The sequence below is a fragment of the Verrucomicrobiota bacterium genome, assembly GCA_037139415.1.
In the GTDB taxonomy this organism is placed as follows: domain Bacteria; phylum Verrucomicrobiota; class Verrucomicrobiia; order Limisphaerales; family Fontisphaeraceae; genus JBAXGN01.
The window spans coordinates 1-12744 of the sequence record JBAXGN010000214.1 but is presented as its reverse complement, the minus strand read 5'-3'; the positions used below and the strand labels follow the sequence as shown (position 1 = coordinate 12744).

Annotated in this window: 11 protein-coding genes; 10 read left to right on the top strand and 1 reads right to left on the bottom strand. The window is 56.6% G+C overall.

Translation table 11 applies throughout. The features are described from left to right. Nucleotides 1–71 precede the first annotated feature (71 nt). From WCO56_25675 to WCO56_25635, 9 genes are all read left to right on the top strand, one after another. On the top strand, nt 72–998 hold the full coding sequence (locus WCO56_25675) for a hypothetical protein (protein ID MEI7732988.1): 927 nt from the start codon (nt 72–74) through the stop codon (nt 996–998). Between the two features lie 116 nt (nt 999–1114). Further along, a complete protein-coding gene (locus WCO56_25670; protein MEI7732987.1) occupies nt 1115–2278 on the top strand; it encodes a hypothetical protein in 1164 nt (387 codons plus the stop codon). A gap of 401 nt (nt 2279–2679) precedes the next feature. Continuing rightward, complete coding sequence (locus tag WCO56_25665) at nt 2680–4002, top strand: ATP-binding protein (protein MEI7732986.1); 1323 nt, start codon at nt 2680–2682, stop codon at nt 4000–4002. A gap of 150 nt (nt 4003–4152) precedes the next feature. Next, the gene (locus tag WCO56_25660; protein ID MEI7732985.1) at nt 4153–4608 is read left to right on the top strand and encodes a hypothetical protein; all 456 of its coding nucleotides are present in this window, start codon (nt 4153–4155) and stop codon (nt 4606–4608) included. A 266-nt stretch (nt 4609–4874) separates the two neighbouring features. Continuing rightward, on the top strand, nt 4875–6167 hold the full coding sequence (locus tag WCO56_25655) for an ATPase, T2SS/T4P/T4SS family (protein MEI7732984.1): 1293 nt from the start codon (nt 4875–4877) through the stop codon (nt 6165–6167). Continuing rightward, complete coding sequence (locus tag WCO56_25650; protein MEI7732983.1) at nt 6164–7195, top strand: type II secretion system F family protein; 1032 nt, start codon at nt 6164–6166, stop codon at nt 7193–7195. The genes WCO56_25655 and WCO56_25650 overlap by 4 nt, the downstream gene beginning before the upstream one ends. 18 nt (nt 7196–7213) lie before the next feature. Further along, nucleotides 7214–8380: a type II secretion system F family protein gene (locus tag WCO56_25645; protein MEI7732982.1), complete on the top strand. Its 1167-nt coding sequence runs from the start codon at nt 7214–7216 to the stop codon at nt 8378–8380. Beyond that, nucleotides 8377–8847, top strand: coding sequence for a hypothetical protein (locus WCO56_25640; GenBank protein ID MEI7732981.1), 471 nt, complete (start codon nt 8377–8379; stop codon nt 8845–8847). The genes WCO56_25645 and WCO56_25640 overlap by 4 nt, the downstream gene beginning before the upstream one ends. A 9-nt stretch (nt 8848–8856) precedes the next feature. Then, nucleotides 8857–10494 carry an ABC transporter permease subunit gene (locus tag WCO56_25635; protein MEI7732980.1) on the top strand — a complete coding sequence of 546 codons (1638 nt, stop codon included), beginning with the start codon at nt 8857–8859 and terminating at the stop codon, nt 10492–10494. 9 nt (nt 10495–10503) lie between these two features. Here the strand turns inward: WCO56_25635 and WCO56_25630 are convergent, their stop codons facing one another. Beyond that, nucleotides 10504–11772 (bottom strand): dicarboxylate/amino acid:cation symporter, encoded by a 1269-nt coding sequence (locus WCO56_25630; protein MEI7732979.1) that lies wholly within the window; start codon nt 11770–11772, stop codon nt 10504–10506. A 426-nt stretch (nt 11773–12198) separates the two neighbouring features. Between WCO56_25630 and WCO56_25625 the strand changes: the two genes are divergently transcribed. Beyond that, entirely contained in the window at nt 12199–12669 is a 471-nt protein-coding gene (locus WCO56_25625) for a hypothetical protein (GenBank protein ID MEI7732978.1), read from the top strand. Nucleotides 12670–12744: the final 75 nt, after the last annotated feature.

The window sequence follows — 12744 nt, the reverse complement described above, 5'->3', positions numbered from 1 at the left end:
TGGGGTTCGAACTCGTTCCAACACCAACGGCTTCATCCGGAGTTTCTTAAGAGGTATAGTAATAATGACAAATGAACTCTATGCAAAGGCCATTAAATTTTGGTGAACCTATGAAAATAATGAAATCAGAAAACATAGAACTCCCTATCGATGCCTCTTTCCTTGGGGAACAGAACAAACATCCTCTGGGCACGTGTCTGGGAATCGTCATGATGAACAGATTTCTGCTTTATTGTATTACTTTAATTGCCATCATTCTTATCTCAGGCTGTTCTACCAGGATCTACTACTTCTCTCCTGCTCCTCAGCAAGGCCAGACTCTGGTTGCGATGCAACATCAAGCAAGAACGAAGGGAGTCCATCAGACTTCAAATAATATGATTTCAGAGATTCTTTTTGAACCTACAGCTCAAAACAAGTTATTTAACGACATGGTTATTTTTCATGTATATGCTAAAAATGTAGATGCGCAGCCAATGGAATACAGCATAAAAAACATTACGTTGGTAGACAAAAAGGGGAAATCCGTTCCTATTCTTGATATTAATAAGGTCGTGCAGAAATTCACTTCGAATAAATCGAAAGCGGAAATGAGGTATGCCTTAGGTAGTTGGTTTCAGGCATCACTGGAAATGGCAGTGTTTTCTAATTCACAAACGCAGGGCACAGTTTCAGGCTATAATTCACAAGGTCAGTATTTTTCTGGAACCTATCAAGCCACGGCCACTGACCCAAGTGTAGTTTATTCAATTTACCGGGACAACAGCGGAAGAATCGAAAAAAATAAACAGCAGTTAGACAAATCATTTGAGGATGCAATGCTGGCCCTTCAGCGATTGTCCTTGAGCACAAAAGTCTTAGATAAAGGGCAATCGGCTCAGGGTATTATTGCTGTGCCTTTATCTCGTTTTATGCCGGTTCCAAATGAATATAAGTTCACCGTCCTGTTAGGAAATCAGCCATTTCAACACAGTTTTATAATTAAAAGCAAACCATGATTTTGCTTAATTGGGCATTAACAAATGAGCGACCTTATGTGGTTCCAGAAAACCTGATTTAAGCCCTTAATACAACTGGGCTTTTAAACAATAAACTCATTCGCTTAACTCGCCATATGAACCTTTGTTTTCTTTTGGGTTCGGGTGCCTCAATCCCAGCCGGGTATCCATCTGTCACCAGCCTTACTGAGCAGGTTCTCTCAGGAGAAGGATTTGGGGAACCGTATGGTGTCGCTTCAAACGATGTTTCGTCAAAGGAGATGGTGAAATTCTTGCGGTGGGTAAAGACTGTGGTTGACGTACGCTATGCCCATGAGTTTGGACACATCACAAACTACGAGGACATATATTTCATCGCGAACCAAATCCGTGAAGACCTCCTGGACGAATTGGATAATCCTGCCTTACAACCGCTTATTCAAAAACTTATCGTAGAATTCCTCCTAATGGAAGCCCGTGATTCGCATAAACTTAAGAACCAGATTGAAAAGCTTACGACAGCCGCCACGGAATATATTCGCAGCCATATTGCAAAAGCGCTTACTGTTAGGCCGATCAAATTTGAGCACTTGGATTTTATCGTTGAAGCAATTCAGGACGTCGGTGAGAAAAATATTATTTTAATGACGCTTAACCATGACACGTTGATTGAAGTGCAACTCAACGCACACAATATCTGTTTTGTCGATGGTTTTACAAAAACACACGCCAGAAAAATTCGAACATGGCAGCCATCTTCTTTCGTCAACGCTGGACAATCCGTGCGCCTGTTAAAGCTACATGGTGGATGCAACTGGTACCGCTTTCGCCCCGAAAAAGCAGCTCCGTGGTTCGAGGACTACATTGGTATACCGACGTCCAAGGCTGCCATAAAAGATGAACAAGAAAGGCGACACTGCAACCTTGATCCATCGCCTATGTTTCTGATAGGGACCTTCAATAAGCTCATCAGCTACACAGATCCGGTATATTTAGAGATTTATCATCAAGCCTTCCTTGCCCTTAGGGATGCCGACGTACTCATTGTGATCGGCTATGGGTTTGGAGACAAAGGGATCAATAAACTTGTGTTAGACTGGATATATCGTTTTCAAAATCGGCAGCTTGTTGTGGTAGATAAACATGCCAACACGCTCTGGCAGTATGCGAGAGGAGCCATTTCACAAAAACGGCTTGAATTACTTGAAACAAAACGTCTTATTCTTCTACAACGTGATCTGAACAAGCACAAGCTACAATGGAAAGAGGTTATCAACGCTTTGGATGCGACTCCCGCATGACTCACCTAATATCTTGTAACCGGGGTCATTCATAGTTTTTCCTAATTTTCATGATGCCTCATTTTGAATCGTTCCAAAAGAAATATACCAAGCCACGTCGTCCAGATAAATGTCCTCCCGCCGATCCTCACGGCCCATGACATGGCAGACGCCTCCCGGAAACTGGACTCCTAATTGGCTCGGCATGACGACAGGGCAGCGGATTCAACGCTTTATGCCAAGTGCAGAATGAACATTACTGTGTTTTTTCAACCGGCTCATCACAGCCTTGACATCGTTTTTAGATCAGCCAAATGTTTCCTGAGGCACAGTATCCAGCGGTGCGGGCGTGGTTGAGCGGTACGGATGTGAAATAAAAACCGGTCTTGCAACAAGACCGGTTTTGATCTATTTTGGTCTTTATGGAAGACCAAGTATTGAGCGTCATCCAACAAAAGCTGGGAGACGCCAGCCAGGCACCTTTTCCTAAAATGGTGCGCCGCAATGCCTCGCCCGCCCTCCTGCCGGGCAAAGCCCAAGCCGTCATCGGCATGCGGCGGGCGGGGAAGACTTTCTTCCTCTACCAATGCCTGGCTGACCGCTTAGCGCGCGGGATCGAACGGGAGCGACTGGTCTATTTCAATTTCGAGGATGAGCGGCTTGGCACGTTCCAAGCGGAAGATCTTGGCACGATCATCGAGGAGTATTACCGCCAGTGGCCGCAATTTCGCCACCAAGCGGAGGTGACCTGGTGCCTGGACGAAATTCAGATCATTCCGGGATGGGAGCGGTTTGTCCGCCGGGTGCTGGATTCCGAAAAGGTTGAGCTTTTCCTGAGCGGGTCGTCCGCCCGCATGTTGAGCCGCGAAGTGGCGACGAGTATGCGAGGCCGCGCGATGGAGACGGTCATCACGCCGTTCAGTTTTCGCGAGTTTCTGCGTGGACGAAATTGGCCCGAAGACGCGCCGCAACGGCTGGTTTCCAGCACGGAACGGTCGGCGTTGCGCGCCCATTTTGACGCCTATCTCGAAATTGGCGGTTTTCCGGAGGCCGGAGCTTATGCCGCCACGCGCAACCGGATCGGCCTGTTGCAGAGTTACGTGGATACCGTCCTTTTTCGCGATGTGGCCGAACGCCACAAGGTCACCAACCTTCCCGCTTTGCGCGCATTTGTCCGCCAGCTTCTGCGAAATCCGGCCACGCTGCTGAGCGTGAGCAAGATCTATGCGGATTTCGGATCGCGGGGCATTGCCGTCTCCAAGGAAACCCTGCTGGCTTTTCTCTCGTACCTGGAGGATGCCTTCCTCGTTTTTACCGTACCATTGGCCGGCCGGTCGGAGCGGCGGCGGCAAGTCAACCCGCGCAAGGTGTACCTGGCTGACCACGGTCTCGCTCAGGCGTTCAGCCCAGCGGCGGGTCTTGACCGGGGGCACCTCATCGAAAATATCATCGCCTGTGAGCTATTGAGAGCAAGCCGTGATCTCGCTTATGCCAAGACCGCTTCGGGACTTGAGGTAGATTTTGTCGCGACGGATTTCGAGGGCCACTGCCAATTGATCCAGGCCGCAGCCGATATCTCGTCCCCGGCGACCTGCGAACGCGAAATCCGCGCTTTGGTTGAAGCCCGGCGGGAGTTTCCGAATGCGACGGCCCTCGTGCTGACAGAAAGCGAACCGCCACGCGAGTTTCGCGTACCCGAGGGGATCGCAATTGTTCCGGTCTGGCAATGGCTGCTGACGCGTTGACAGCATCGCCAACTGCAGGCTGTGAGAATAAATGGGCGGGCGAACATAAAAACGATTTGCCCCCATAATACGAATTCGTTTTTTGAATTTCCAGAGGTCATTCGCCAGCACGCACTTGACACCCTCTCCTTGGTGCCTATCATAACTCACATGAAATTGCACAATGAACCACAGTGTTTGCGCAAGCCATTCCGTCCACGCAAGAACGTGATTCTATTATTGGCACTTCTCGGTATTTATATTCTCTTGCAAGGGTGCAGTAGTGAACCGGTACGCCATTACAACCGCCTTCAAGTAGCAAGTTATGTTGGCAACCTCCCAGGAAAGGCTTACGGCACAGTCAGGTTCTTCCAAACTCCGGATGAGATCAAACAACCGTTTGAAGCAATCGGCCTCATGACCTGCGAGGCGCCTGCTGGCGATGAAGCCACCGTCATTAATGCGATGCTCTACCGGGCCGCAGACATGAGGGCTGATGCAGTTTTGTTGAATTCTAAAAGTAATAGTAACGAAAATGTCAGCGTTGGGTTGCCTGCTTTCCTGGGAAGTACCGATCGCGTTTATCGCGCACAAGCCATTCGCCTCAAAGCTCAGGCGATTCGTTGATCACTTCAACGGGGCCGGCCCAACGGGAAACGGAACCCTGGGGATCGGATTTGCCATCGCCTGGCTTCTAATTTCTAACTGCTTCGTATCATTTTTTACCTGCCATTTTTCTGCCATGGAATGTTTCTGCAAAAGTTTGCCAGCTTCGGATTTCTTTAAAAAACCGTTATCCCTGAATTATTTTCAAGGCCATGGCTAAAATCATCGCCGCCTTTAGTTCGTGAGAATCGGTAGTTGACTTAACGATGTTCACGGATAGAGCTGCAATGAGCATTCTGCTCGTGGTGGTTCCGGGCAAGGCCCGCTGGGACCAAAAACGTAAGTCGTTTCGATTCTCAGCCTGCACCAGCGTCTTGCGCAACTGGCTGGGGCTCGCGAAGCATGCGGAAATACGCGAATCGAGTCAGGCTGAAGGCGGGAATTTGTTTACCCGGCCGCCAGGGTGTGGCATATTCAACCCGCTCGCGGGAAATGAATCGCGGACGGTTGTTATTGCCATGACCAAAACTGCGCCGGAAATCGTAGCGGACTTGATACACCAGGCCGAGCGGGCCGGGGCCAGCGACATTCACCTGCAACGCCATGGCAAGCGCGCGCAAGTCGCCTTCCGGCTGGATGGCATGATGACGCCCGCAGAATCCCTCGATGAGGGGGTTGCCGAACTGGTTTTTGGACGCATCAAATATCTCGCCAAGTTAAAGACCTACCAAGAGTCGCTGCCGCAGGATGGCCGCATTGAAAGCGCCGCCGTCAACGGGCAACAGGATATCCGGGTGGCCACGTATCCCACCGTCACCGGCGAAAAAATCGTGCTGCGCCTGTTTCAAACCGGCGATCAGCGCACGCTGCGCGAATTGCGGCTGCCCGGAGAGGTCTGCCTGGAGCTGGAGCGATTTCTGCGCGGGCACGCCGGTCTGCTGCTGCTCACGGGGCCGGCCGGCAGCGGCAAGACCACTACGATTTACGCCTGTCTGCGACACCTGGCCGCCGCCAGCGGGCAGCACATCATTACGATCGAAGATCCGGTGGAACAAGTCATCCCCGGCATTATGCAGACCGAGGTGAACGAGGCGATCGGGCTCGATTTTCCGAAAGCCGCCCGGCACCTGCTGCGCCAGGATCCGCAAGTGCTGGTGATTGGCGAAATCCGCGATGATGAAACCGCGAGCCTGGCGGTGCGCGCGGCATTGACCGGACACCTGGTCATCTCGACGTTGCACGCCGGGTCCTGCCAGGGCGTGTACGAGCGCCTGCTGGTGTTGTGCCCGGATCATTACGCGGTGGTGTCATCCGTGGCGCTGGTTTTAAACCAGCGTTTGTTGCGCGCGTGCTGCAATGACTGTGGCGGCAGCGGCTGTGCCGCCTGCCTGCAAACCGGGTATCATGGCCGGGTGCCCGCCGTGGAATGGTTCCGGGTGGATGACGCGAGTCGCGCGGCTATTCGCGCGCAAGGTCCCGCCGCCGTCCAACCGCAATGCCGGTTGGAGCAATCTGCGCGGCAATGGGTCGAGAGTCGGGTGACCACTGAGGCCGAGTACCGCCGCTTGTTTGGGCCATGAATCACGACGAACTGAGTTATTTCAACCTGCAACTGGCCGGCATGTTGCGCAGCGGCATCCCGCTCGAAGGAGCGCTACGGCAATTGTCGCGCACGATGCACCGCAGCCGGTTGCGCCGCGAGTTGGAGCAGTTGGAACAGGCGCTGGCCGGCGGCGCCCCGTTGGCCGCAGCACTGGAGGCGCGCGCGCTGCCGGAGTTCTACAAGCAGATGGTGCTGGCCGGGGCACGTTCCCAGGATTTTCCCGGGCTGCTGACGCTGCTGGCGGATTATTATCGCCGCGCGGGCACGTTATGGCTGCGGCTCAAAGGCTTGATGGTGTATCCCGCTCTGCTGTTGTTGTGCTCCTTCGGTTTATCGCTGTGGTTTGCCGTGCTGCACAGCCGGTTGAACAGCAACCTGTTGCGCACCATGCATCCTTCCTCCAACCAATGGTTTGGCTATGGAAAACGGGAGCAGGTGGATTTCGATGCGTTGGGCTATAAAACCCAGTTGAAAATTTGGTTGCCGCCCACGGTAATCGGCAGCTTGGTGCTGGTAGCCGGATGCTTTGCCGCCGTACCGCGCATCCGGCAATCCCTGCGCTGGCGGCTCCCGGCGTTTCGCGAGGCGCACCTGGCGCAATTCGCCAGCACGCTCGCCCTGCTGATGCAAAGCGGCAGCCGGCTGGAGGAAGCGGTAAAGCTGCTGGCCTCCCTGGAAAAACAATCCCCGCTGGGCACGGAACTGGCGCGCTGGCAACAGCGGATGGCGGATGGTCATGGCAAGTTTGCGGATCTGGCGGCCGACAGCCCGCTGCTACCGCCGATGTTTGTCTGGCTGGTGGCCAGCGCGGGCGAAGATTTGACGACCGGGCTGCAACGCGCCGCCGAAGCCTTCCAGAAGCGGGCGGCGTACCAGGCGGAGGTATTGTTGTATGCCGCGCTGCCCGCCTCCATTGTGGTCATGGGCCTGATGGTCCTGGTGCAGGTGTATCCGATCGTGTACAACAGTTTTAACATGTTCAGAAACGTTTTCGGGTTCTATTAATCAATTACCGCTCATTTCATGGAACACCTGCCGGACATTCTCTGGACCGCCGTACAGTGGCTGGCGCTTTGGATTGTGCCGCTCGCGGTCGCGGCCTGGGGGCTGCACTGGCTGATCCAGCTCCCGTTGCGCCGACAGGAGCGCGGCCGCATGGTGCTGGACTTGATCGAAACCGGGCTGCAATCCGGACGGTCGCCCGAGCAAACGCTGGTGGAAGCGGGCCGCACGCGCGATCCCATGCTGGGTGCGGCATTTTTTGAACTGGCCGCGCACCTGGAGAGCGGGTTGTCCCTGCCGCGCGCCTTGGAACAGATGCCGGGCTTTTTGCCGCCGCCGATTCACGGCATGCTGCTGGCCGCGCTGGAAACCGGCGCGCTACCGAAGGTGCTGCCCGCCTGCCGGAGAACCCTGAGCGACGGGCTTTCCCAAATGCGCAGCGCGATCAACTACCAGGTGCTCATGCTGTTCCTGCTGAATCCCATGCTGCTGCTGGTGCTGCCGTTCCTGAGCCTGAAAATTTTTCCCGTTTATCTGGAAATCTACGCGGGTTTTGGCCACCCGTTGCCGCCGTTGATGCGCCTGACCCACGAATGGGGCGGCTTCCTGTTCCTGTTCCAACTGGCGTCCTTTGCCGCCCTGTTCATGGGGTCCGTGTTCTTCGTTGGCGGGCCGCGCCTGCGTCCCTGGCTCGAGGCCGGCCTCTACCCGGTGACCGACTGGCTGGTCTATCTGATCCCGTGGAAACAAAAGCGCATGCTGCGGGATTTCTCCGCCACGCTGGCGGTGCTGCTGGATGCCCGCCTGCCGGAATCCCGCGCCGTGTTGCTGGCCGCCAGGGTGACCGGCAACCGGGTGTTCCTGCTGCGCGCGGAACGGGCCGTCAAAGAACTTGAATCCGGACGGACCCTGGCCGAGGTGGTGGCGCGGATGGATGACACCGGAGAATTTCACTGGCGTCTGGCCAACGCCGCGCACGGGCTGGCGGCCACCGGTGGATTCGTCCAGTCACTGGAAGGCTGGCACGAAGCCCTGGATGCGCAGGCCTTCCAGCAGGAACAGGCCGCCGCGCAATTTCTCAGCACCGGCCTGGCCATCAGCAATGGGCTGGTCGTGGCGGTGGTCTGCCTGGCCAACTGGCAGGCGATTAGCTACTTTTACACGCTTCCGATTCCGCCGGTGATATGAACCCCAGCCACCCACCCAGCTTGCTTGATGACTCGCCGTCGGCCACGCTGCGTTTGATTCAGCGTTCCCGGCGGTGTTTCTGGCTGGGGCTTGTGGGGCTGGTCCCCTTTCTCGGCCTCATTGCGGCCGGGCAGGCGAGCCGGCTGTTTTGGCAAATCGCCGCCGAAACCGGTGAACCACTCCGCAAATTCTCCTTCTACGTGGCCTGGGCGCTTGGTTGGAGCGTGATGGAATGGCTGGTGATGCTGGACTTCCCCGGGAGTGCGTTGGTGATCCTGGTCTTCCTCGCCATCGTGCAACTGGGCGCGCTGGCCTGGCTGCGCCGGATACGCCCTGCCCGGCGCTGGAATCCCGCCCGCGTCCACCTGTATTGGGGCCTGGCCATGGCGCACAGCATGTTGTTGGTCATCCCCTGGCTGATTCTGGTGATCATGAAGGCCAACACCGAGTGGTTTGAATGGCGGTAAGACTGGCGTATGGTACTATTGCCCATCGTTGATCGTGAGTTGCGGCTGGCTGCCCGGCGGCACAGCACGTACTACGCGCGCGTGGCCTTTGCCGGCGTGGCGGTCCTGTTTGCCACAGCACTGTTTTTATACTGCCTCGACAGTGGCGCGCGCATCCGCGTCTATGGCCGCACCCTGATGATTGGTATCCTGGTGTTGGGCTACCTGTATTCCGTGGTGTACGGGGTGGCCCTCACCGCCGACACCATCAGCCAGGAAAAACGCGAGGATACGCTCGGCCTGTTATTTCTCACGGACCTCAAAGGCTACGACATTGTGCTGGGAAAATGGGTTGCGAACCTTCTTCACGCGCTGGGCGGGCTCCTGGCGATCGTGCCCATTCCCGCGCTGGGATTCCTGTTTGGCGGCGCCACGTGGCAGGATTATGTGTTTGCCGTGGCCACCATGCTGGTGACCCTGCTGTTTGCGACCGCCGTCGGGATTTTTTTCTCCGCGCTGATGCGCCGGCAGAGCGCGGCGCTCATAAGCGCGTGGCTGGTGGTGGCGATTCCATGGTTGATCTGCGCGCTCAATGCGGCGGGGCGCCGGGCGGGCATTGATTCGTGGGACAGCCTGTCGCTCCTGCTGGCCAGTCCCGCCGTCAACCTGGTGGCCATTTTGACGGATTGGAGCGGGGGCACGGTGCCGCCCGGGCTGCAATGCGGCTGCCTGCTGGTGACGCTGGGCGCCACGTTTGTATTGTTGCTCATCGCCAGCTTCAGCGCGCCGCGCCGCTGGCAGGTTCGCGAGCCACTGACGGTGCGCCCGTCGATGGAAGCACGGACGGAACAGAAATTGGAACAGGCTTTGGGACTGGATCGCTGGTGGAGCCGGCAGCGGGCCGCCAGCCGGCATCGCCAATTGGAGGACACACCCACGCTCTGGCTGGCGGAGCGTCTGTATCAACTGCGCCTGAGCTTTTGGGCAATTGGACTGTTGCTGTTTCTCGGCACGGTTTTCATTCTGTCCGTGACGCTGCGTGGGGATGCCTGGCTGACCGCGTTCCTTGGAGGATGCCTGCTGATCAGCCTGACCGTGAAGGTGCGGGTACTGATGCAAGCCGCGCGCGCTTTTGCCGAAAGCCGGCGCAGCGGGGCGCTGGCCACGCTGCTGGTTACACCGCTCAGCACGCGCGACCTCATCCGGGGACACTTGTTGGGTATCAAGCGTGACGCTTTGGTGCCGGTCGCCTTGTGCCTGCTGCTGCAGGTTCCGCCATTGCTGATAGCGCTGATCGGCCTGCATCCCTGGCAACTGGTGGCGGTACTAGTGGTGTTTGGATTGCCGTTCCTGATGCTTTTAACCGATCTCTACGCGCTGAGCTGGTGGGGCCTCTGGCTGGGGCTCAAGGAGGGCCGGGCCATGCGCGCCACGCAGCGCGGTTTGTTTGTCGCGTTTATTTTACAGGCGCCCACCTGGATTGCCTGGCTGATCCTTCTGGCGGTGCGATGGGAAAACATGGATGAGGAAATCCTGTGGGGATTCGCGCCACTTTTGGCGCTCAATATTTTCATCAACCTCAGTCTGGTGGCGTACGCGCTGGGGAAACTTCAGGATGAATTCCACATTTTGGCGGTTGCGCCCGTAGGGCCGGGCAACCGGACATGACGATGAAGATTACGATTTCGCCAGGCGTTCGCGCAGTTCCGCTCCGGTCACCTCGTTTTCCCAACGACTGATGACCAAGGTGGCGACGCCGTTGCCGACGAGGTTGGTGAGGGCGCGGCATTCGCTCATAAAGCGATCAATGCCCACCAACAGCGCCAGTGATTCCAGCGGCACACCGGGCACCGCCGCGAGCGTGGCGGCCAGCGTGACAAATCCCGCGCCGGTGACTCCGCTGGCTCCCTTGGAGGTGATCATCGCCACCAGCAACAGGCTGAGTTGATGTTGGAGATCGAGCGGCGTGTTGGTGGCTTGGGCCAGGAACACGGCGGCCATGGCCATGTAGATATTCGTGCCATCCAGGTTGAAGCTGTAGCCGGTGGGGATCACCAAACCCACGGTGGAATCGCTGCAACCCAAGCGCCGCATTTTTTCGATCATGCCGGGCAGAGCGGTTTCCGAGGAACTCGTCCCGAGCACGAGCATCAGCTCTTCCTTGATATAAAACAGGAAGCGCACAATGGAGAAGCCGCACCAGGTGGCAATGGACCCCAGGACCACGAAGACAAACACCGCCGAGGTCAGATAAAATCCGACCATCAGCATGGCCAGATTTTGCAAGGCACTCAAACCGTAACTGCCGATGGTGAACGCCATGGCGCCAAATGCTCCGATGGGCGCCGCCTTGACGATGATGTGCAAGATGCCGAAGCAAACCTTGGAGCCGTATTCAATCGCGCCCAGCAACGGCTCACCCTGCTTGCCCATGGCGGAAACCGCGAAGGCGGTCAACATGGCCACCAACAGCACTTGTAGCAAATCACCGGAGACAAACGCGCCCACAAACGTTTGCGGGATCAGGTTCAGCAAAAACTCCGTGGTGCTCATGGCGTGCGCTTTCTGCGCGTAGGCTTGGCTCAACGACGGGTCAAGGGTCTTGGGATCAATGTTGAACCCGGCGCCCGGGCGCAGCATGTTGACGACGATCAGTCCGATGAGGAGCGCGACCGTTGAGACCACTTCGAAATACAGGATGGTCTTGCCGCCGATACGCCCGAGTTTTTTCAGGCTGCCCATGGAGGCGATGCCGTGTGTCACGGTGCAGAAGATAATCGGCGCAATGATCACTTTGATCAGTTTGATGAAGCCGTCGCCCAACGGTTTTAGGCTTTTCCCACATTGGGGATAAAGGTAGCCCAGGATAATCCCGGCGACGACGGCCAGGAGCACTTGGACATAGAGGATGCGGTACCAAGGGGTTTTGGAGGGGGAAGCCGTCATGAGGCGAATGGAATTCCGGATTGCGGATTGCGGATTGCGGAATGGATCGGCTCCTTACCCTGACGGCTGCGGGGGTGGGGAGAAATGCGGGTGACTCCGCCAAAGGCGAATGGTCCCATGCGCAAGCCAGCGTGGTTAAGGTGCATGAGTGCAAGACTACTTGGCCGGGGATGGCGGTCAAGCAAAACGGGAGGCAAAATCGGAACCGAAAACGTTTGCAGAAAAATGGCTTCGGACATGGCAAATAATCAAAACCAGATGATCGGCGATACAAACACACGCCTGCGGAATGCTAAATGAACCCGGCTTCCGGCTGGCTTTTATTGTGTAATAAAACATTAATTGGCTTTTATAAATAGTTTATATTTTCGGTTGACGCCGGGTGGCGCCGGGTTTATTTTCATACATATAACATAATTGCACTATATGAGAAACATACAACATTGCCAAAACCGGACGCGGCGGTTGCTTCCGCCCAGTCCGCCCCGCCCGCGCCCGCATCATCCGGTCTGCCAGCAGTGCCTGCCGCTGTGGCCGGTGCGCGCGGCCATGGCGTGGCTCGGGCAAAGCGAGCCGCGCATCCTCACCTGGCTGGACGAGGGCCGGCTGCCCTGGGCCTGGAACATCGCCCGGGCCGGCTCGGGCCGGCGGGAGTTGCGCATCTGGCACCGCTCGCTGGCGGCGTTCAAGCAGCCGGAGGCGGTGATGCCCGGCGCAGACCTGGCCGAGGACGTCGTGCTGGCCGAGGTTATCGGCCACGGGCGCAGCGTCCTGCGCGCCGTGGAGGTGTGCCGGCTGCTGAATTGTGACCAGGCCACGGTGGCGCGGCATCTGGCGGATGGCGAACTGGCGGCGGTCGGCCCCCGCTGCCGGCGTCCGCAAACCGGCCCGATGTAATGTTTCCAGTCACTTGTCGCGGCGTTTCCAGTCACTTGTCTTGAAGCGTAAAAACGACCCCTTATTTTAGACAAC

What these genes read in the sequence shown, in the direction of transcription:
- WCO56_25650 (MEI7732983.1), top strand. Translation starts at nt 6,164, where the DNA reads ATGAATCACGACGAACTGAGTTATTTCAACCTGCAACTGGCCGGCATG.
- WCO56_25665 (MEI7732986.1), top strand. Translation starts at nt 2,680, where the DNA reads ATGGAAGACCAAGTATTGAGCGTCATCCAACAAAAGCTGGGAGACGCC.
- WCO56_25635 (MEI7732980.1), top strand. Translation starts at nt 8,857, where the DNA reads ATGGTACTATTGCCCATCGTTGATCGTGAGTTGCGGCTGGCTGCCCGG.
- WCO56_25630 (MEI7732979.1), bottom strand. Translation starts at nt 11,772, where the DNA reads ATGACGGCTTCCCCCTCCAAAACCCCTTGGTACCGCATCCTCTATGTC.
- WCO56_25655 (MEI7732984.1), top strand. Translation starts at nt 4,875, where the DNA reads ATGAGCATTCTGCTCGTGGTGGTTCCGGGCAAGGCCCGCTGGGACCAA.
- WCO56_25670 (MEI7732987.1), top strand. Translation starts at nt 1,115, where the DNA reads ATGAACCTTTGTTTTCTTTTGGGTTCGGGTGCCTCAATCCCAGCCGGG.
- WCO56_25625 (MEI7732978.1), top strand. Translation starts at nt 12,199, where the DNA reads ATGAGAAACATACAACATTGCCAAAACCGGACGCGGCGGTTGCTTCCG.
- WCO56_25645 (MEI7732982.1), top strand. Translation starts at nt 7,214, where the DNA reads ATGGAACACCTGCCGGACATTCTCTGGACCGCCGTACAGTGGCTGGCG.
- WCO56_25660 (MEI7732985.1), top strand. Translation starts at nt 4,153, where the DNA reads ATGAAATTGCACAATGAACCACAGTGTTTGCGCAAGCCATTCCGTCCA.
- WCO56_25640 (MEI7732981.1), top strand. Translation starts at nt 8,377, where the DNA reads ATGAACCCCAGCCACCCACCCAGCTTGCTTGATGACTCGCCGTCGGCC.
- WCO56_25675 (MEI7732988.1), top strand. Translation starts at nt 72, where the DNA reads ATGAACTCTATGCAAAGGCCATTAAATTTTGGTGAACCTATGAAAATA.